Consider the following 18,121-nt stretch of genomic DNA (forward strand, 5'->3'; position numbering starts at 1 on the left):
CTCCTTATTGCCGTTGAGCCGGTAAACGCGCCGCCTTGTTGACGTCGTACCACCAGTTGTCGAAGCCGATCGCATAGGCCGGGCGGATCGGCGGCGTGGAGAACTTGTCCCAATAGGCATAGCGATCGTGGTTGGAGTACCACATCGGCAGCATGTAGTTGTTCCAGGTCAGCACCCGGTCCAGCGCGCGGCCGAGCGGCAGCAGGGCTTTTTCGTCGCCCTGATGGGCGGCGATTTGCCTGACCAGGCTGTCGACCGCCGGATCTTTGACGCCGGCCGTGTTGTAGCTGGAATCGATGTACTGCGAATCCCACAGGATTTGCAGATCGGCGCTGGGGAACGGCATCGCCATGTACACCGTCGACATCATGTCGAAATCGCGCTCGCGCATGCGACGGGTGTACTGCGAGGCGTCGACCTCGCGAATTTGCATCTCGATGCCCAGCCGCTGCAGGTTGTGGCGGAAGGGTAATACGTACTGGAAGTTGCTGCCGCTCAGCAGCATCAGTTCGAAGGTGAACGGCTGGCCGGTTTTGGCGTTGACCAGCTTTTGATTTTTGACCACCCAACCGGCTTCTTTCAGTAGTTGAGTCGCTTTCAGCAAATTTTGCCGATCGTTGCCGCTGCCGTCGGAGGAGGGCGGCTGGTAGATGCTGGTAAACACCTCCGGCGGTATCTGGCCTTTGAGCGGCGCCAGCAAGGCCAGTTCAGCGGCGTCCGGGTAGCCGCGGGCGGCGTAGGCGGTGTTTTGGAAATAGCTGTCGGCGCGCTGATAGGCGTTGTAATACAGCGCCTTGTTCATCCAGTTAAAATCGAAAGCCAGGCCGATTGCTTCCCGTACCCGGCGATCGGCAAACAGCGGTTTTTGCAGGTTGAACGCCAGCCAGCGGGTATTCTGCGCCGCCTGGTTGGTCTCGTCCTGCTTGATGATGTAGTTGCGCGCGAAGTTGCCGCCCTGATACTGGGTGGCCCAGCTTTTGGGCGACGGCTCGATGCGGAAATCGTAAGCGCCGGCCTTGAAGGCTTCCAGCGATACTTTATCGTCCAGATAATAATCGTAGCGAATGCTGTCGAAGTTGTAGCGGCCGCGGTTCACCGGCAGGTTGGCGGCCCAGTAGTCGCGCACTCGCTGGTAGGTGATGTACTGGCCGAGGCGGTAATCGCCGATTTTATACGGGCCGCTGGCGAGCGGCGGGGTGCTGAGCGGTTCGTTGAGCTTATGGTTTTTCCAGAAGCTTTCCGGCAATACGCGCAGGCTGAGCAGGCTGAGGATTTGCTCACGGTTGGCTTTAGGCAGCTCGATGCGCACCGTCAGCCGGGAAATGGCCTTGACCGTGACGCCTTTGTAATAGGAGCGAAACTGCGGTACGCCTTCGGTCATGAATTTATTGAAGGTAAAGGCCACATCGGCGGCGGTGATCGGGCTGCCGTCCTGGAAGCGGGCGCGGGCGTTGATATCCAACTCCATCCAGCGCATGTCGGCCGGGAAACGGGCCGATTCGGCAATCAGCGGGTAATAGCTGCCGGGTTCGTCGTCGGAGTTGGTGAACAGCGTATCGTACAGCTCCATCGTACGTTCGCCGGGCACGCCGCGGGTGGCGAAACGGTTGAAGTTGTCGTAGGTGCCGATGGCTGCCAGCCGCACGTCGCCACCCTTGGGCGCTGCCGGGTTGACGTAGTCGAAATGGCTGAAGTCGGTGGCGTATTTCGGTTCACCGAGAAGGGCGAAAGCGTAGCTTTCGTTAAGGGCTTCGGCCTGCAGACCGAAGCTCAGTGCCGAGAGCACCAGAGCAGCGAAAATGCGCACGGACATCAGACGGTAAGCTCCTGCTGTGGAATAAAGTACAACCTGCGCCCAGCATAACATTCTTCGGGCGGGCGCAGGGTAAAGATGCTTAAAGACTAACTATTTTTTTCCTGATAATCAAAGACCTGGTGAGCATTGCAGTAAGCGACGAAATTGTCGATGCTCAGCGGCTTGCTGAAGTAGTACCCCTGCATGAAGTTGACGCCGTGTTCTTGCAGGAACTGCATCTGCTCGGCAGTTTCCACGCCTTCGGCAACCGTCAGCATTTTCAGCTTTTTCGCCAGCGAGATCACCGCATCCAGCACCGGCGCGGTGACCGTGTCTTGGCCGATGGTGTTGACGAAGCCACGGTCAATCTTCAGATAATCCATGGTGAAGCGCTCAAGATAGATCAACGCGCTGTGCCCGGTGCCAAAATCGTCCACCGCGATCTCGATGCCCTGTTTGTGCAGCCAGTCAAATTCCGCCAGCGCGCTCTCTTCTTCCACCATGCCGCGTTCGGTGATTTCAAACACCAGCGTAAAGTAATCGCCCGGCAGCTGCGTCAACAGTTCATACACGTCCTGGTGGAACGACGGTGCGCTAAGATGGGCGGGGGAGATGTTGAGGCCGACCTTGCCTCCCCGTGGCAGCGCTTTGGCGAGCTGCGGCGCATCTTCGGCGATCAGCCTGAACAGGTGGCGGGTAAGCGGCACGATCAGCCCGTTGCTTTCGGCATAGGGGATAAAGACATCGGGTGGAATGCGGCCCTCGATCGGATGCTGCCAGCGAATCAGCGCTTCCAGCCCGCCGATGCTGTTGCTGTCGGTGTGGAACACCGGCTGGTATTCGATAAAGAACTCGTTGCGCTTGATGCCGCGTAACAGCGCGCGTTCCGGGCTTTGCCGCAGCAGCAGCATGTAGTAGCAGAGTACGCCGATCATCAATGACAGCACCAGGCTGCCCAGCAGCGTCAGGCGAATGTCGTTGGGGGTCAATTTCTCGTTGTAGAACAGGATGGTCAGCGGCAGATTGGGCAGCGTCAGGGTATCCGCCTTGCCCTTCGGCAGCTGATCGACCGGCATCAGGTTCGGGCTGAAAGTGGTCAGCGCGCGGTTGCCCATCACGATGGCGATGCCCGGCGCCTGTTCGTCGTGCGAGGTGAACAGCAGGTAGGGCATCAGATCGATGTCCAGCGTAGCGAGAATGCCGGTGGCCGTTTCGCCGGGATGCCGCAGCCAAACCGCAACTGCCGGTTTGTTCGGCACGATCGGCGTGCCCTGCTGCAGCTTGAGATCCAGAGGCAGATCCCAGTCGATGTCCTGGTAGAGATTTTTCATCGGCAACATCATGTCGCCCGTGGCGGAGGAGCAATAGGCGTAGCCGTCCTTGACCAACAGGAAGGTGCGCACGCCGCTGGTAAAGGCCGCCTGGTAGGTAATGTCCGACTGGCTGGAGAGGCAAGGCTTGTCCAGCAGCGGCATCATTTGCTGCATCACCGCCGTCAGGTGCGAGATATAACCCAGCGTGAACTTTTGCGTGCGCGCTTCGACTTTATGTTGGTATTGCGTGCGCTGGTGGTTGATCAAAGAAAGCGTGACCGCGGTGAAGAGAGTAAAAAACACCAGGGCGGCGACGCCGCTTTTAGCCAGGCTGCGCTGTCGGTGAGACACGCTGCGGGCGAAAGCTCTTTTCAAGCCCATAACCGAGTCCTCTGCAACAGGGCTTCAGGGGTGTCGCGCAGCCAGTCAATGGATTGTGCCAACGGCTTTTTTTTCATTTTTGCCTTTTTATCCCGTACCAACCGGCGGCGCCGTTTAAATATGCGGCGTCGCCGACAGAAATATAATGCGCCTATTTAAGCGGAAACGTTTTAAATAACGCCGGGGTGTCGTTGTCGTCATTTGACGATAATAGGCGAGTTTTTCCTCGACGGCGCGATTTCCTGCCGACAGTTTATCAAAATAATGGCGTGCGGCGGCGTAAAGCGGGGAAAGGGGGCGATAAGGCCGGGATCAATCTTGATGATACCCGTTCGACAGTCAAAAAAAACGCCACCCGTAGGCGGCGCTTATCGCTCGTTTGGTATTCAGGATCTTCAGGGCGTTGCGCCGTTAACCGTTGGTCAGCACCCGGCGCGCCTCTCGATAACGTTTATTCCAATAGTTATCGGTCAGCTTGGAAATCATGACGCCACTGCTGGTGGAGGCGTGAACGAACTGATCGTTACCCAAATAGATGCCGACATGGCGCCCGGTAGAACCGGCGCGGAACAGCACCAAATCCCCGGCGCGCAGCTTGGTGCGCTGGATTTTCTTGCCGAGATCTTCCTGTTCATAGGTAGAGCGCGGTAAATCCATGCCGAACTGTTCGCGGAAAGTACGCTGTACAAACGCCGAGCAATCGATGCCGCGCTTGGTGTCACCGCCTAAGCGGTAGCGAACGCCTTTCCAGTCCGCGTACTGATCCATAATCTTTGACTTGACGTCAACGTTGCGGACCATCGCTTCGAATTCATCCTGAGAGGCTTGCAGTAAAAGACCGTCTTTGTCATTAACTGCACGCATCTCAGTTTGTGCGTTATTCAAGTTCGAAGTGTGAGTCGAGCTGCACGCTGACAGCATAACCGCAGCGGCAATTGCAGGGACTACCCGCAAAAAATATCTCAGAAACGGTTGAGATTTGACCATTGTTGTTGTTTTCCCTTGAAGTCCTTAACGACGAAAGTCGCTACCTGAAAAATGCCAAACGGAACGAGCCTAGTCCGCACCTGTTGCATCGACAACCAGTTACCGTTGAAAACGTGCGAGAACGCACATTTTTATCGGATTCCATACTGATTCGACTTAAACCAGGCACAAACGCATCCGAGATTACCGGAACAAATAGGGGATTGCGAGCCTTTTCCCCGTCTTTTTTATATGAATTTGTGATGTAACATAATGTAAATCTTCATATAAAAAACGCCAATTGTCCGATGTATGAATCTGGCGTGAAATCAGGTTGCAAAAGCGTTAACGGACGGCGGTGAAATTATGCGCGCTGCGCGGGGGGGAGAGCGCGGGAGGCGTGGGCCTCCCGGCATAAGTCATAGACGCAATTTATGGTTGGCCGGGGCGGTGCTTGCCGGGCAACAGGCGATTCAACCGATCGACAATCCAGTCGCTGCAAGGCGTCATCAGCACCCAGCTGGCGCCAACCAGCACCACGGACAGCGAGCCGACGGCGATATCGGTAAACCAGTGGGCGCCAATCATCACGCGTGGCAATGAGAAGACCAGCGTAATCAGCAGGGCGACGGCGAAGGCGCCGCGGCCGAAATAGCGCAGCATAAAGCAGGAAAAAATAATCAGCATCATGCCGTGGTCGCCGGGGAAGCTGTCGCTGGAGGCGTCCTTGGTGGAGATGCCGGTCAGCTCGCTGACGCGATAGATATTGTCGAAGGTCAGGGTGGGGCTCGGATGTTTCACCGGCAGCAGATGGCCAAGCTGGTTCAGCACCACGGCGGTCAGCAACATCACCACGCCGGTGATCACCAGGCGGCGGCGGCGGCCGGCGGCGTCCTGCTTCAGGTAGAAGTACAGATACAGCAGACCCATGGCGAGCAGCGAAATCACATCAAACGCACGGTTATTGGTGATGGCGACCAGGTGCAAAAACGCCGGGTCGGTGGCCAGATGGCGGTTAAAGAAGAAGAAAATCGCCGAATCCAGAGTAAACCAGCCGCCGTGATTGGCCGGCAGGAACCAGGACAAAAACAGCGCAACGCCCAGTAAGTTGAAGAAGAGAATGAAGGGTAAATTGCGGCGTGTCATGACATAAACCTGTTGGAAAAATGAAAACGAAATAAAACCCGACCGCCCTGCGGCAACCGGGGGGCAACGGTACGGGGTTTAACTTAAACGAATCTTAAACAAGGCGGATTGTAGGGCGTTCCAATCGGCATTTTCGCTGTGGATAAGCTCAATTCGGCTGTCGAGCGGCGCGACCGGGCGGGTTTCGATGTTAAGATCCTGCCCCTGACGGTTGATCAGTAACGTGCCTTCGGGGATGCGTACCACGCCTTTGGCGCGTTCGACCGGCGCCAGCCGCACCCATTCCATAAAGCCGACGGTATCGAACCGGGTGTCGCCGTCAAAAATCCAGCCGCAGCTGGTGAAGCCTTGCCCTTCATTCAACGCTCGCCGCCAGCGGGCGTGCTCCGGCAGCCGCAGCGCCGCCAGCCCCTGCTTTTTCGCCTGACCATGATGATGCTGTGCGTCCGGCAATTCTGTACGATTCGTGCGCGGAAGTGACAACAGCGCGACATCCGCTTCGCCTTGCGCGATGGCGTAGCAGGGCCGCTGCAGCGGATCTTGCGTCTTCCAGGCCTCCAACACTCGCCTGTCTTCCGGTTGATAGGTGTCGCTTTTGCTGGCCAAAATAACGTCGGCCGCGGCCAGCTGATCGCGGAAGTTTTCGTTGTCGCGGTAACGGGGCTGGCTGAGTTGGCGGGCATCCAACAAGCACAGGGTGGCCTGCAGATCGATCCAGCCGGCATAGCTCTCCTGGGTCAGCAGCGACAGGATTTGTTTCGGATGCCCGAGCCCGGTCGGCTCGATCAGCAGCCGGTCCGGTTTGGCCTGCTGCAACAGCATATTCAGGCCTACCTGCATCGGCAGGCCGTTGACGCAGCACATGCAACCGCCGGGGATCTCTTTGAGCACCGCGCCACTGTCCGCCAGCAGCGCGCCGTCGATGCCGATCTCGCCGAATTCATTGACCAATACCGCCCAGCGTTCCTGTTCGGGCTTATGAGCCAGCAAATGGCGGATAGTGGTGGTTTTACCGCTGCCGAGGAAACCGGTAATCAAATTGGTTTTGGTCATTAATAATTCCTGGTGCAAAAATTAACCTGCTTAATAAATGAGTTACGCAGCCGTATCGGTGAATCGGCCGCGATTTAATTTGTGCTCTATCTCGCAAATTTTGCACGTCACCCTGCGCTTTTCCACCGGGAAAATCCACCTTTCTTTGCAAGAAAATTCTTAGATAAAACCCTGTATTAGATGCGGTTAACTTTTGTTATTAGCTTGTTTTTACATTGTTAATGACGCGATTAACGATCAAATCTCGCCCCTTTCCTTGCGATTATTCCTAACAAGATCCTCTATGGTTAAATTGGCTTAACTAAAAATGAGGTTGCCATGAATACCTTTCGGTTATTTTTGATCGTAGGAATGTTGTTTTCATGGACGGCAGTGAGTCATGCAGGCGTGGCCGGCGGGGTAATTCGCTTCGTCGGCTCTATTGTTGAAAGTCCTTGCACGGTCAAGATTGCAGATTCTAAGGCGAATACGCAATGTTACCGCAACGGCCAGCATTATCAGGCCCAGCAAGCGTTGTCAGGTTTTGATGCTACACGCAAAGAACTTCCGCTAAATCTAGGCACAACCGAAATGAAGTGGGTGGACCAACAGAAGAAACTCGCTGTTATGACGGTCGTTTATCGTTAAGTCGTTCCGCCATGCCGGCGTAACGTTACGCCGGCATGGTTATTCTCGGCCTTGCAGGCTTCTCACCGCATCACCCACTCCTTCACCGTTTCACGCGCACCGCGATCGCGCAGCGACAAATAGGCTTGCGTCACCGCGTCGGTAAACGCCGCATGCGCCGCCAGCGTTTCGCCGAACACCGCTTTCAGCGCCAGCAGCGCCGTCACGCGCCGCCGATCGTCCGTTGTGGCGGCGATCGTCTGTTGCAGCACGTCTGCCAGCGGATCGCGAATGTCGATCGGCTGACCGGCGTCATCGACGCCGCCGACGTAACGCATCCAGCCCGCCACGCCCAGTGCCAACCCGCTATAGTCGCCGCCGTGCCGCAGATGCCAGCGCACCGCGTCCAGCAGGCGCTGCGGCAGCTTCTGCGAACCGTCCATGGCGATCTGCCAGGTGAGGTGTTGCAGCGCCGGATTGCTGAAGCGCGCGATTAGCTGTGCGGCGTAGTCGGCCAGACTGATGCCGGTGACGCTCAGCGTCGGGGCCTGTTCGTCCAGCATCAACCGCAGGGCGGCGCGGCGGTAGTGCTCATCCGCCATGCACTCGTTGATATAGCGGTAGCCGCCCAGGTAACCGAGGTAAGCCAGGAATGAGTGGCTGCCGTTCAGCATGCGCAGCTTCATGTGCTCAAACGGCAGCACATCGCTGACCAGTTGGGCGCCGGCCAGTTCCCACGCCGGGCGTCCGGCGGCGAAGTTGTCTTCCACCACCCATTGAATGAAGGGCTCGCAGGCGATGGCGCATTCGTCGCGCACGCCGCCCAGCGCGGTGGCAATCTCATCCAGCGTGGCCGGCGTAGCGGCCGGCACGATGCGATCCACCATGGTGCAGGGGAAGGTGGCGGCGGTGGCGATCCAATCGGCGAGCGACGGATCCCGCGCCTGCGCCAGATCGAGCACCGCCCGGCGTAGCACGTGACCGTTCTCCGGAATATTGTCGCAGGAAAGCAGGGAGAAGGCGGGCAGGCCGCGTTCGCGCCGCAGCCGCAGCGCCTCCACCAAAATGCCGGGCACGGTCTGCGGCTGATGCGGCCACGCCAGATCGGCGACGATCCCCGGATGCTGTCGATCCAGCCGCCCGCTGCCGGGCTCGATGCAGTAGCCTTTTTCGGTGATGGTCATCGAGACGATCGCCACCTGCGGTTCGGCCAGCTTCTCCAGCACCGCGGCGATGCCCTCCAGCTTGCGGTGCAGGCTCTCATGCACCGCACCGACCACGATGGCCTGATGGCCGTCCGCGCCTTTCTCCAGCACGCTGTACAGATGATCCTGCTGCCGCAGCGCCTCAAACAGCGGCACGCCGCCGGAAAGACTGATTTCGCAAATGCCCCAATCGCCGCCTTGGGCGTTCAGCACTCGATCGGTTAGCAGCGCCTGATGCGCGCGGTGGAACGCGCCGAAGCCAAGGTGCACGATGCGGCTGCGCAGGGTCCGGCGGTCATAGTCCGGCTGCCGGACGGCGCTTGGCAGCGGGGTGTTGGCGATCGTTTTCATCTTATCTCCAAAGCGTGTAAGACAGCTGGCGGGCCACTTGCGCCAAGTTAGCAGACCAGTTTTCTGCCATATAGACAGGGTGGCGCCGGCGATAAAAAACTGCGACCAGTGTAGGGCTGTACAAAGATTAAAGGAATTGGTCAGTCCAAAATAAGCCAGAATCGTGAAGTGGATCAACCAATGAGGGGTTCGGTTTTGACAGCGCAGGGCGAAAGAGTAAGTTAAAGATAACTGACATCTAAATTAAACTGGTATAACAGCATCGCAGTGCGAGACAGGCATAAGGACAAAACATGGAACAAACATGGCGTTGGTATGGCCCGAACGATCCGGTTTCTTTGGACGATGTGCGTCAGGCCGGGGCGACCGGGGTGGTGACGGCGCTGCATCATATCGCGAACGGTGAAGTCTGGCCGATCGACGAAATCCGCGCGCGGCAGGCGCTGTTGGCGGAAAAAGGGCTGGTATGGTCGGTGGTGGAGAGCGTGCCGGTACATGAGGAGATCAAAACCCACAGCGGCGACTGGCGGCGGTACATCGCCAATTACCAGCAGTCACTGCGCAACCTGGCGGCCTGCGGCATCGACACCGTCTGCTACAACTTCATGCCGATCCTCGACTGGACGCGCACCGATCTGGCCTATCCGCTGCCGGACGGTTCCAAAGCGCTGCGTTTCGATCAGATAGCCTTCGCCGCGTTCGAGCTGCATATCCTGCAGCGCGCCGGCGCCGAGGCGGACTATACGCCGCAAGAGCGCAGCCAGGCGGCGGCCCGTTTCGCCGCCATGAGCGAGGAAGAAAAAAACCGGCTGACCGGCAACATCATCGCCGGGCTGCCGGGGGCGGAGGAGGGCTACACGCTGGAACAGTTCCGCCGCCGGTTGGCGGAGTACGACGGCATCGACAAGGCGCAGCTGCGCGAAAACATGGCGGTCTTTCTGCGCGCCATCGTGCCGGTGGCGGAAGAGGCCGGCATCAGGCTGGCGGTGCACCCCGACGATCCGCCGCGGCCGATCCTCGGCCTGCCGCGCATCGTTTCCACGATTGAAGACATGCAGTGGCTAAAACAGACCGTCGACAGCATTCATAACGGTTTCACCCTATGCACCGGTTCATACGGCGTGCGCGCCGACAACGATCTGGTGCGGATGATTGAAACCTTCGGCGATCGCATTCACTTCACCCACCTGCGCGCCACCTGCCGCGAGGAGAACCCGAAAAGCTTCCACGAGGGGGCGCACCTGCAGGGCGATGTGGACATGGTGGCGGTGATCGAAGCGATTCTGACCGAAGAGCTGCGTCGGCAGCGGGCAGGCGATCGGCGGCCGATCCCGATGCGTCCCGATCATGGGCATCAGATGCTGGACGACTTGAAAAAGAAAACCAATCCGGGCTATTCGGCCATCGGGCGGTTGAAAGGGCTGGCGGAGCTGCGTGGCGTCGAGCTGGCGCTCAAGCGGCGCTTTTTCCCGGAATTGCCGTAGCGGAAAATGAAACGGGGCCGAGACTCGGCCCCGCTGTCGCGACTAGTCGGCGCGGCTCATGTAGCGGCGTTCGGCGATATGAATGCGAATCTTGTCGCCGGCGCTGAGGTATTCCGGCACGTGGATCACCAGGCCGGTCGCCATGGTGGCCGGCTTGTTGCGGGCGCTGGCGGAAGCTCCTTTGATGCCCGGCGCGGTCTCGACGATTTCCATATCCACGGTCTGCGGCAGCTCCAGCGCCAGCACCTGGCCATCCAGCGTCAGCACCTGCATGCCCGGCAGGCCGCCTTCCGGAATGAACAGCAGCTCGTCTTCGATCTGGTCTTTCTTGAAGATGTACGGGGTGTAATCTTCATCATCCATGAACACGTATTCTTCGCCGTCGATATAGGAGAAGTTCACCTTGCGGCGCGACAGGGAAATGGTGTCCAGGATATCGTCGCCCTTGAAACGTTCTTCCACTTTCAGGCCGGTGCGCACGTCGGAGAAGCGCATTTTGTACAGGGTGCTGGCGCCGCGGGCGCTCGGGCTCTGCACGTCGATATCTTTTACCAGCAGCAGCTTGCCGTTGTAGCTGATCGCCATGCCGCGCTTAATTTCGTTAGCTCTTGCCATTTCAATTCATCCGCAATGAGGAGTATGAGAGAAGTTGCGACAAGGTACTCGCGCCGCCGATTTCAGGCAAGAGCCCGGCGTAAAAACAGTGCGGGAAAGGGAGAGCGGGCGCCCTCCCGTCGAGGATTATTGGAAGACCGGCAGCAGGCCGAACAGCGACAGAATATGTGCGGCGGCGTTGATCAACCCGAACAGGATGACGAACAGGATCACGCCGTTGCCGCCCGGTGCGCGGTAATCCGCTTGCGGATAGCGGCGGCGGCTGGCGCGCGCCATCAGCGCCGGCACAATCACCGCCCAGATGGTGGCCGCCAGCCCGGCGAAGCCGATGGCGTACAGGAAACCGTTCGGGAACAGCAGCGCGGCCAGGGTCGGCGGCACAAAGGTCACCAGCGCGGTCTTGCTGCGCCCGATGCCGTCGTCCTTGAACTTGCAGAAGTCCGCCAGGTAGTCGAACAGGCCCAGCGACACGCCGAGGAACGAGCTGGCCAGCGCCATATAGGAGAAGGCGTTCAGCAGTTGGCTGACGGTCTGGCTGCTGGAGACGTTGCCCATTTGCTTGAGCAGGCTGCCGATATTGCCGCCCTCGGCGATCACCTGCTTGAAGGCGTCGCGCGCGATATTGCCCTGAATCACATACTGCCACAGGATGTAGATAGCCAATGCCAGCAGGGTGCCGTACACCAGGCTGCGCACCACGGAGCCGCTGTCCTTGTGGTAGTACTTCACCAGCCCGGGAATGTTGCCGTGATAGCCGAACGAGGTCAGCAGGTAAGGCAACGCCGCCAGGGCGTAAGGCAAATAGCTGGCCTGGTCATCGCCGGTGTTGAACAGCACCGCGGGTTGCACGTGGGTGAACATGTCGCCCACCGACATCACGAAGGTGATCACCATACCGCCGATCAGAATGGTGCTCAGGCGATCGACCGCGCGGGTGGAGAGCCAGACGATAAACGCCACGACCAGCGCGAACACCAGGCCGGCGGTGGTCTGGCCGACGCCGACGATGCCTTCCAGCGTGTGGGCGATGATCGAGCCGCCGGCGGAGATATAGGCGTAGGTCAGGATATACAGCACGAACGCCACCGACAGGCCGTTCACGGCGTTCCAGCCTTTACCCAGCAGATCCTTGACCATGGTGTTGAAGCTGGCGCCGCTCGGGTAGTGCAGCGTGGCTTCGAGGATCATCAGGCCGGAAAGCAACATACAGGCCCAGGTATACACCAGCAGCGCGACGGAACCGCTGAACCAGACACCGGAAGTGACGATCGGAATGGAAAACATGCCGGCGCCAACGGCGGTTCCGGCAATGATCATCGCGCCGCCGAGGATCGAAGGGCGGGCCAGCTTCTGGATGGTGTCCGTAGACATGCGTGCTCCTGGTGGAAGAGGTTCTTTTGTACTAGCTCAATGGTACATGGGCGCATGGCGCATGTAAAGCGGGGTAGTTGCACGTTTCACGCGTTTTTATCTTTAAATCAAGGTTTATTGGGCGTTTATTCGCCATAGGATGACGCCGGTCGGCGCAGGGCGGTGAGTGTAAAGATCGCAAAGGCGCAGGGATTCTGCTGGCGGCCGCCTCACGCGGCTGCTATTGTCGCGCTTCTTTTCCCCAGCCCACCAGGAGTAACGCTGATGGACTGTCGCAGCGACTGCGGCGCCTGTTGTATCGCGCCGTCAATATCCAGCCCGATCCCCGGCATGCCGAACGGCAAGCCCGCCAATACCCGCTGCATTCACTTGGATGAACGGCTGCGCTGCGGCCTGTTTCATTCGCCGCTGCGGCCGAAGGTATGCGGCAGCCTGCAGCCGAGCCGCGACATGTGTCACGATCACCGCGATCAGGCGCTGATCTACCTCGCCAGGCTGGAAGCGGACACCGCGCCTTAAGCGTCTTTCAACCGCCACAGGCACAGCGTGGCCCCTACCGTCATCGCCAGCGCGGCGTAAAATACCGCATGGTAGTCCCAGATTTCCGCCACCGCACCGGCGATCGAACCGGCGATGATCCAGCCCACCCGGGTGGTGTTGGTGAACAACGTGGTGGCCGCGCCGGCCTGGCCGGGCATCAAATCCTGAAAGTAGAGCATGCCGATCCCCGCCAGCACGCCGATAAACGCCGCATTCAGCAGTTGCAGAACGATGAGTTGCCAACTGCCGGTGATAAACAGCAGGCCGCAGTAGAACAGCACGCCGGCGACCACCGCGACGCGCATCAGGCGGCGTTTGCCGCAGCGCTTTGCCGCCAGGCCGGCGAGCAGCATGACCGGGATCTCCAGCCCGGCGGCGGTGCCCATCAATATCCCGGCCAGCCGCTCCGGCAGCCGCAGCTCGTGCACCACGTACAGCGGCATGTTGATCAGGTACATACTGTTGGCGGTCCACATCAGGGTGCAGGCGACGAACAGCAGCAGCGAATCGCGGCGGTGCTGCCGCGGTGCGGCCAGGGGCGTGTTCGTCGCTGCGGTTTTCGGCATCGAGGGCAGCCGTTTCCACACCAGCAGGCCGCACAGCACAAAGGCCGCCGCGCCCGCCAGATACATGACCTTAAAGCCGAAGCCCAGCGCCAGCGCGAAGGCGATCGGCGGGCCAATGACCCAGGCAAGGGAGACCTGGGCGCGCATGATGGAGGTGAACATCACCGCCTCGCGGCCGGTACGGTCGGCATGCTCACGCGCCAGCGCAAACATCTGCGGGTTGGCGGTGGAGCCGAAGCTGGTGAGCACCACGCCGACGATCAGCAGCAGGTAATAGTCGCGGCTCCAGGCGAACAGCGTGAACCCCAACGCACCCAGCATGCAGCAGAGGAAAATAAGTGACTTGCGGTCGCCTTGTTTATCCGAACGGCCGGCGAGAAACTGGCTGACCAGAATGCCGATCACCGCGCTGCCGGTAAAGAACAGCCCGACCAGCGCCGGCCGTACCTTGACCTCGGTTTCCAGAAACAGGCTCAGCGTCGGGGTTTGCAGGGCGCCGGCGATGCCGGTCATGAACGCCACCGCCAAAAAGGCCAGCGAAGTGAGATCGGGCGCGCGTCGCGTTACTGCGGATGAAGTCGGCATGGTGGTTGAGAATTCGTCGAAAAAGGAAGGTCGCGCGCATCATACGCCCGTTGAAATGAAACGCAAACCGCTCCCTTGCGGCGAAGGGTAAACGGATATGTCGCGCGGCGACGAGAAAAAAGGGGCGCGTTGCGCCTAATGCTGGTCACTTGAACCTGACTGGTATTTTTTATCCAGTCTCTTTACGTGTCGTGCAGGATGAATTGCCGTAAATGCCCAGAATTTCTCTGTTACTACAATGAACGGCAATTGGAGGGGCCGAAGGCGCGGCCCCTCCACCCGCGCCTTCGCTTAACACCGTCTGTCCGCTGTGCGGATACCCTCGCCGCGTCTGCATTGTCGGGCGGGTCGGCTGCGACAAACGTCCCTGTTAGTCTCGCCTCAACCGGCCTTCCCTGGCCGGTTGCCCCTGACAACGCCGTCTTGCTCGGCAGCCGGTGATGCGCGCCAAAGGTCAACACCCGTGCTGGCAGCTACCGGGCAACCTGTTCTTTATGACGTTATGGCAGAGAAGTCGGAGATGAACACAGGGTTGGACGCCCTTGAAGACGCCGAACGCAGGCATAGCGCATTAGGAGAAACCGCCATGGACGGCGGTTTCAGGTGAGACTGGCAGGGACGCCTGTCGCAACCGGCCTCAATGCGGTATGGCGGAGAGAGGACAAATCTGCCTGGAGCAGATTTGAACGCTGCTTGCAGCGGCCCCGAAGGGGCGAGGCCCAGGGATGGGCTGAGTAACGTTGGCAAAGCCAACCGTCTGACAGGGCAAAGGCGCGGGTTGCCAGGGGCCGCGCCTTCGGCCCCTGGCTCGGTCGAGGTGCGTGAGCCACCTGGGGCATCTCACTTTTATCGACCGAAAATTTCACGAAAGCCTGCATAAAAACGCTAACTGACCAGCATTACGGCATCGCCGGGCTTTCTTTATCGTGCTGCGTGGTTCAGCGCCTCGCTCACGCGTTCGACGACGTGCTGGGCGGTGACGATGCCGCCGGACAGATACACCTCGGCCGCCGGCAGGTAAACCACCTGGCCTTTTTTCACCGCCGTGGTTTTCTTCAGCGTGGTGCCGGTAAGGATTTTCTGCGGTGCCACCGCGTTCGGCCGTCCGGTCGCGGCGTCTCTGTCGATAACGAACAGCCAGTCCGGATTCAGTTTGGCCACCTGCTCAGGCGTCAGCTTGTTGCCGCGCACGTCTTTTTCATCGGACTGCAGCGCGGACGAGAAGCCGAGAGCGTCATAGACGAAGCTGAAACGGCTCTTGGGCGCATAAGCGCTGATCTTGCCGCCGGAGAACAGCACCACCAGCCCGCGCCCGGCCTGGGCGGCCTGCGGTTTGACCGCCGCGATCTGCGCATCCAACTTATCGACCGCCGCCTGCGCCTGTTGCTGCTTATCGAACAGCTCGCCCAGCTGCAGGGTGCGCTGCTTCAGGCTGCCCAACTGATCCTGCGGATCGACGGACATGTTCAGCGTCGGTGCCAGCGCGTTCAGCTCGTCATAGGCTTTGGACGCCCGGCCGGCGATCAGGATCAGATCCGGCTTGGCGGCGCGCAGCACGGCCATATCCGGCTCGAACAGGGTGCCGGCATTGAGGTATTTGTCATCCTGATAGCGCTTCAGGCTATCCGGCAAGTTCTTGCGGTTGCCGGGCAGCGCCAGCGGCTCGACGCCCAGCAGCTGCAGCGTTTCAAGCGAGGCGTAATCCAGCACCACGATGCGCTGCGGGTGCTTTTTCACCTCGGTGCTGCCGTTCAGGTGCTGGACGTTGACGGTGGCCGGGGTAGCGGCTACCGGCGTATCGGTTTTGCTGTGGCAACCCGCCAGCGCCATCGCGGCCAGCAGGGCGATCATCAGGGGGGAGCGGCGTAATCTCATGGAGCTTCCTCACGGTGATGGAATGAAAAGGGCGCGCAGCGCGCGCCCAGGGGCATCAGAAGTTGTAGGTCATGCCGACGGTGTAACGGCGGCCGTCCAGCGTGGTGTTGTAGTGGTCGTAATCCACGGTCTTGTCGAGGATGTTGTAGACCCCGCCGGTCAGCTGCAGGTTTTTCGCCGCCTGGTAGCTCAGGCCCGCATCGACGAAGGTGTAGGACGGCGTGCTCTTGGCCATCGAGGTGCGGCTCAGGTAGTCAGAGGTGCGGCTGCGGAAGTTAACGCGCGACCACAGGCTGAGGTCCTGCGTGGCGCGCCAGTCCAGCACGGTGTTCAGCATGTGCTTCGGCATCTGGTTGAGCGCCTTGCCCTGGAACTCGCCGCTCTTCTGTTCGGAAGCGGTGTAGGTGTAGTTGGTGTTCCACTTCCAGTCTTTGTTGATCTGCCAGCCGAAGGTGGCTTCTACGCCGCGCATATTGGCTTTGTCGACGTTGACGCGATCGCTGATAAAGTCGTAGGACGTGCCGCCGATGGTGCAATCCGGCGTGTCTTCGCAGCGGCGCACTTCGGTGATTTTGTCTTTAAAGTCGGTGTTGAAGACCGTCACGCCGGCGTTAACGCCTTTCAGGCTATCCCACATCAGGCCGATTTCTTCGCTCAGGCTCTTCTCTGGCTGCAAATCCGGGTTACCGACGATGATGCCTTTACGCACGCCGCCGCCGGTGACCTGCCCCCAGTTAGGGGAGGATTGGCGCAGATCCGGCGATTTGTAACCGGCGGAGACGCCGCCTTTCAGCGTCCACTGTTCGGTCAGGTGCCAGACACCGTACATGCGCGGGGTCCAGTGGCTGCCGAAGTTTTCATCCTGATCCATGCGGATGCCGCTGGTCAGGCTGAAGTCGTTGGTCAGCGCCCATTCGTCTTCGGCGAACAATGCCCAGCTCCAGCGCGTCAGCTTGCTGAGACCTTGAGCCGATTCAAGCTGGTTGCCGCCGTCGCCCAGTTTTTCATAGCGGTATTGGCCGCCGAGGTTCAGCATGTGGGAACCCAGCTCGAACTGGTTCTGGGTGTTGAAGATGGTGTTGTAGGCCTTCATGTTACGGCCCGGGTTACCGGTTTCTTCGCGCTGCACGTAGCTGGTGGAGTTGCCGAAGTCATAATAGCCGTTGTGGGTCAGCGAGTAGTTGGTGCGCGTATACAGGCTTTCGCTGCGGGACGTCGGCGAGCATTTGCCTTTGCTGCAGCGCTCCGCCACCACCGATTTGCCCGGCGTGCTGTTGCGATCCTGCAGCGAGCGGCCGATTTCGAAGTCGAATTCGTTTTTCTCGTCCGGCGTCAGGGTGAACACCGCGGTGCCGCTGCGCATGCGCTGTTCGTTGTAACCGTTGGCGATTTTATCTTCGGCGCGGCGCGACAGCAGGCCGTTGACCCGCACGCCGAGCAGGCCTTCAATCAGCGGACCGGAGGCGTAGGCGTTGGTCTGGAACAGATCGCCGGAATCGCGGTTTTCCTGAAGGGTGGCGTCGCCGTGCAGCGAGCCTTTCCACTCGGTGCGGGAAGTCTTGCGGGTGATGACGTTGATCACGCCGCCCATGGCGTCGGAACCGTACAGCGAAGACATCGGCCCGCGCACCACTTCAATGCGCTCGATGGCTTCCATCGGTGGCAGCCAGCCTTGTTCGATGCCGGCGTTGTCGCTGTTCGGACGGGTACCGCGGGTGTCGACGCGCTTGCCGTCCACCAGGATCAGCGTGTACTTGGAAGACATGCCGCGGATGCTGATGTCACTGCTGCTGGCGCCGCCGGTGACCACCACGCCCGGCACGTCTTTCAGTGCGTCGGTCACGTCGCGATAGGCCTTGTCTTCGATCTGCTGGCGCGGGATCACCGAGATGGAAGCGGCGGAGTCCTGAATTTTTTGCTGGAAGCCGGAGGCGGTGACGACCATGGTGTCCTGAGTGTCGTCCTGCGGCGCGGCCAGCGCGGCGGTGGCGCTGAGTGAGGCGACGACCAGAGCGGCGAGCTTGCTGTAACGTGGCGTTTCCATGAGGTAAACCTTTCCTGGATTGAAGTGAAAGTAATTAACTAATTGAATTTCTAATGAAATTATTCATCGTTCGCTGAGAAATACTTCGCTTCGTCAGCGTTGCGTGAGGGTATTGTAAGGATTTTTTACTGAATGTAAACGCTAATGATAATTCATATCATTTGTATGCTTGTTCTTCTGACGGGAAAGGGTAACCGGATGAATTAAAGGGAAAAGCGGCGCAGC

General features: G+C 59.5%; 14 protein-coding genes. 3 read left to right on the forward strand and 11 right to left on the reverse strand.

Going from position 1 to position 18,121, the window contains the following annotated elements:
* Nucleotides 1-4: 4 nt before the first annotated feature.
* The 5 genes from ACUTSC_RS12325 to ACUTSC_RS12345 all read right to left on the reverse strand — a co-directional run bounded on the left by ACUTSC_RS12325 (nt 5) and on the right by ACUTSC_RS12345 (nt 6,654).
* Entirely contained in the window at nt 5-1,813 is a 1,809-nt protein-coding gene (locus tag ACUTSC_RS12325; protein ID WP_197756286.1) for an ABC transporter substrate-binding protein, read from the reverse strand.
* 89 nt (nt 1,814-1,902) lie between these two features.
* On the reverse strand, nt 1,903-3,489 hold the full coding sequence (locus tag ACUTSC_RS12330) for a cyclic di-GMP phosphodiesterase (protein ID WP_197768129.1): 1,587 nt from the start codon (nt 3,487-3,489) through the stop codon (nt 1,903-1,905).
* A gap of 411 nt (nt 3,490-3,900) precedes the next feature.
* The gene (gene mepS / locus ACUTSC_RS12335; RefSeq protein ID WP_025303553.1) at nt 3,901-4,476 is read right to left on the reverse strand and encodes a bifunctional murein DD-endopeptidase/murein LD-carboxypeptidase; all 576 of its coding nucleotides are present in this window, start codon (nt 4,474-4,476) and stop codon (nt 3,901-3,903) included.
* A gap of 411 nt (nt 4,477-4,887) precedes the next feature.
* A complete protein-coding gene (locus ACUTSC_RS12340; RefSeq protein ID WP_197768128.1) occupies nt 4,888-5,601 on the reverse strand; it encodes a phosphatase PAP2 family protein in 714 nt (237 codons plus the stop codon).
* Between the two features lie 78 nt (nt 5,602-5,679).
* On the reverse strand, nt 5,680-6,654 hold the full coding sequence (locus ACUTSC_RS12345) for a GTP-binding protein (protein ID WP_197768127.1): 975 nt from the start codon (nt 6,652-6,654) through the stop codon (nt 5,680-5,682).
* 318 nt (nt 6,655-6,972) lie between these two features.
* Between ACUTSC_RS12345 and ACUTSC_RS12350 the strand changes: the two genes are divergently transcribed.
* Nucleotides 6,973-7,281: a type 1 fimbrial protein gene (locus ACUTSC_RS12350; protein WP_063988768.1), complete on the forward strand. Its 309-nt coding sequence runs from the start codon at nt 6,973-6,975 to the stop codon at nt 7,279-7,281.
* Between the two features lie 62 nt (nt 7,282-7,343).
* Here ACUTSC_RS12350 and ACUTSC_RS12355 read toward each other — a convergent pair whose 3' ends face one another.
* Entirely contained in the window at nt 7,344-8,816 is a 1,473-nt protein-coding gene (locus tag ACUTSC_RS12355) for a fructuronate reductase (RefSeq protein ID WP_197768126.1), read from the reverse strand.
* A 293-nt stretch (nt 8,817-9,109) separates the two neighbouring features.
* Between ACUTSC_RS12355 and uxuA the strand changes: the two genes are divergently transcribed.
* The gene (gene uxuA / locus ACUTSC_RS12360; protein WP_197768125.1) at nt 9,110-10,300 is read left to right on the forward strand and encodes a mannonate dehydratase; all 1,191 of its coding nucleotides are present in this window, start codon (nt 9,110-9,112) and stop codon (nt 10,298-10,300) included.
* A gap of 42 nt (nt 10,301-10,342) precedes the next feature.
* Here the strand turns inward: uxuA and yeiP are convergent, their stop codons facing one another.
* Nucleotides 10,343-10,915, reverse strand: coding sequence for an elongation factor P-like protein YeiP (yeiP, locus tag ACUTSC_RS12365; RefSeq protein ID WP_004935725.1), 573 nt, complete (start codon nt 10,913-10,915; stop codon nt 10,343-10,345).
* Nucleotides 10,916-11,041: 126 nt separating this feature from the next.
* Nucleotides 11,042-12,286, reverse strand: a complete 1,245-nt coding sequence (mtr, locus tag ACUTSC_RS12370; RefSeq protein ID WP_197768124.1) for a tryptophan permease — start codon at nt 12,284-12,286, stop codon at nt 11,042-11,044.
* A gap of 264 nt (nt 12,287-12,550) precedes the next feature.
* On the opposite strand from mtr, the gene ACUTSC_RS12375 reads away from it, so the two are divergent.
* A complete protein-coding gene (locus tag ACUTSC_RS12375; protein WP_015378527.1) occupies nt 12,551-12,805 on the forward strand; it encodes a YkgJ family cysteine cluster protein in 255 nt (84 codons plus the stop codon).
* Here ACUTSC_RS12375 and ACUTSC_RS12380 read toward each other — a convergent pair.
* The 3 genes from ACUTSC_RS12380 to ACUTSC_RS12390 all read right to left on the reverse strand — a co-directional run bounded on the left by ACUTSC_RS12380 (nt 12,802) and on the right by ACUTSC_RS12390 (nt 17,896).
* Nucleotides 12,802-13,977, reverse strand: a complete 1,176-nt coding sequence (locus ACUTSC_RS12380; protein ID WP_197768123.1) for a sugar efflux transporter — start codon at nt 13,975-13,977, stop codon at nt 12,802-12,804. The two genes, ACUTSC_RS12375 and ACUTSC_RS12380, sit on opposite strands and share 4 nt — an antisense overlap.
* 921 nt (nt 13,978-14,898) lie before the next feature.
* Nucleotides 14,899-15,852 (reverse strand): ABC transporter substrate-binding protein, encoded by a 954-nt coding sequence (locus ACUTSC_RS12385; RefSeq protein ID WP_197768113.1) that lies wholly within the window; start codon nt 15,850-15,852, stop codon nt 14,899-14,901.
* A gap of 55 nt (nt 15,853-15,907) precedes the next feature.
* Entirely contained in the window at nt 15,908-17,896 is a 1,989-nt protein-coding gene (locus tag ACUTSC_RS12390) for a ligand-gated channel protein (protein ID WP_197768112.1), read from the reverse strand.
* Nucleotides 17,897-18,121 lie beyond the last annotated feature (225 nt).

The sequence above is a fragment of the Serratia sp. TSA_105.2 genome (genome assembly GCF_052692115.1).

Excerpts from the sequence above, each read along its gene's own strand:
- ACUTSC_RS12325 (WP_197756286.1), bottom strand. The coding sequence starts at position 1,813 with ATGTCCGTGCGCATTTTCGCTGCTCTGGTGCTCTCGGCACTGAGCTTC.
- ACUTSC_RS12330 (WP_197768129.1), bottom strand. The coding sequence starts at position 3,489 with ATGGGCTTGAAAAGAGCTTTCGCCCGCAGCGTGTCTCACCGACAGCGC.
- mepS (WP_025303553.1), bottom strand. The coding sequence starts at position 4,476 with ATGGTCAAATCTCAACCGTTTCTGAGATATTTTTTGCGGGTAGTCCCT.
- ACUTSC_RS12340 (WP_197768128.1), bottom strand. The coding sequence starts at position 5,601 with ATGACACGCCGCAATTTACCCTTCATTCTCTTCTTCAACTTACTGGGC.
- ACUTSC_RS12345 (WP_197768127.1), bottom strand. The coding sequence starts at position 6,654 with ATGACCAAAACCAATTTGATTACCGGTTTCCTCGGCAGCGGTAAAACC.
- ACUTSC_RS12350 (WP_063988768.1), top strand. The coding sequence starts at position 6,973 with ATGAATACCTTTCGGTTATTTTTGATCGTAGGAATGTTGTTTTCATGG.
- ACUTSC_RS12355 (WP_197768126.1), bottom strand. The coding sequence starts at position 8,816 with ATGAAAACGATCGCCAACACCCCGCTGCCAAGCGCCGTCCGGCAGCCG.
- uxuA (WP_197768125.1), top strand. The coding sequence starts at position 9,110 with ATGGAACAAACATGGCGTTGGTATGGCCCGAACGATCCGGTTTCTTTG.
- yeiP (WP_004935725.1), bottom strand. The coding sequence starts at position 10,915 with ATGGCAAGAGCTAACGAAATTAAGCGCGGCATGGCGATCAGCTACAAC.
- mtr (WP_197768124.1), bottom strand. The coding sequence starts at position 12,286 with ATGTCTACGGACACCATCCAGAAGCTGGCCCGCCCTTCGATCCTCGGC.
- ACUTSC_RS12375 (WP_015378527.1), top strand. The coding sequence starts at position 12,551 with ATGGACTGTCGCAGCGACTGCGGCGCCTGTTGTATCGCGCCGTCAATA.
- ACUTSC_RS12380 (WP_197768123.1), bottom strand. The coding sequence starts at position 13,977 with ATGCCGACTTCATCCGCAGTAACGCGACGCGCGCCCGATCTCACTTCG.
- ACUTSC_RS12385 (WP_197768113.1), bottom strand. The coding sequence starts at position 15,852 with ATGAGATTACGCCGCTCCCCCCTGATGATCGCCCTGCTGGCCGCGATG.
- ACUTSC_RS12390 (WP_197768112.1), bottom strand. The coding sequence starts at position 17,896 with ATGGAAACGCCACGTTACAGCAAGCTCGCCGCTCTGGTCGTCGCCTCA.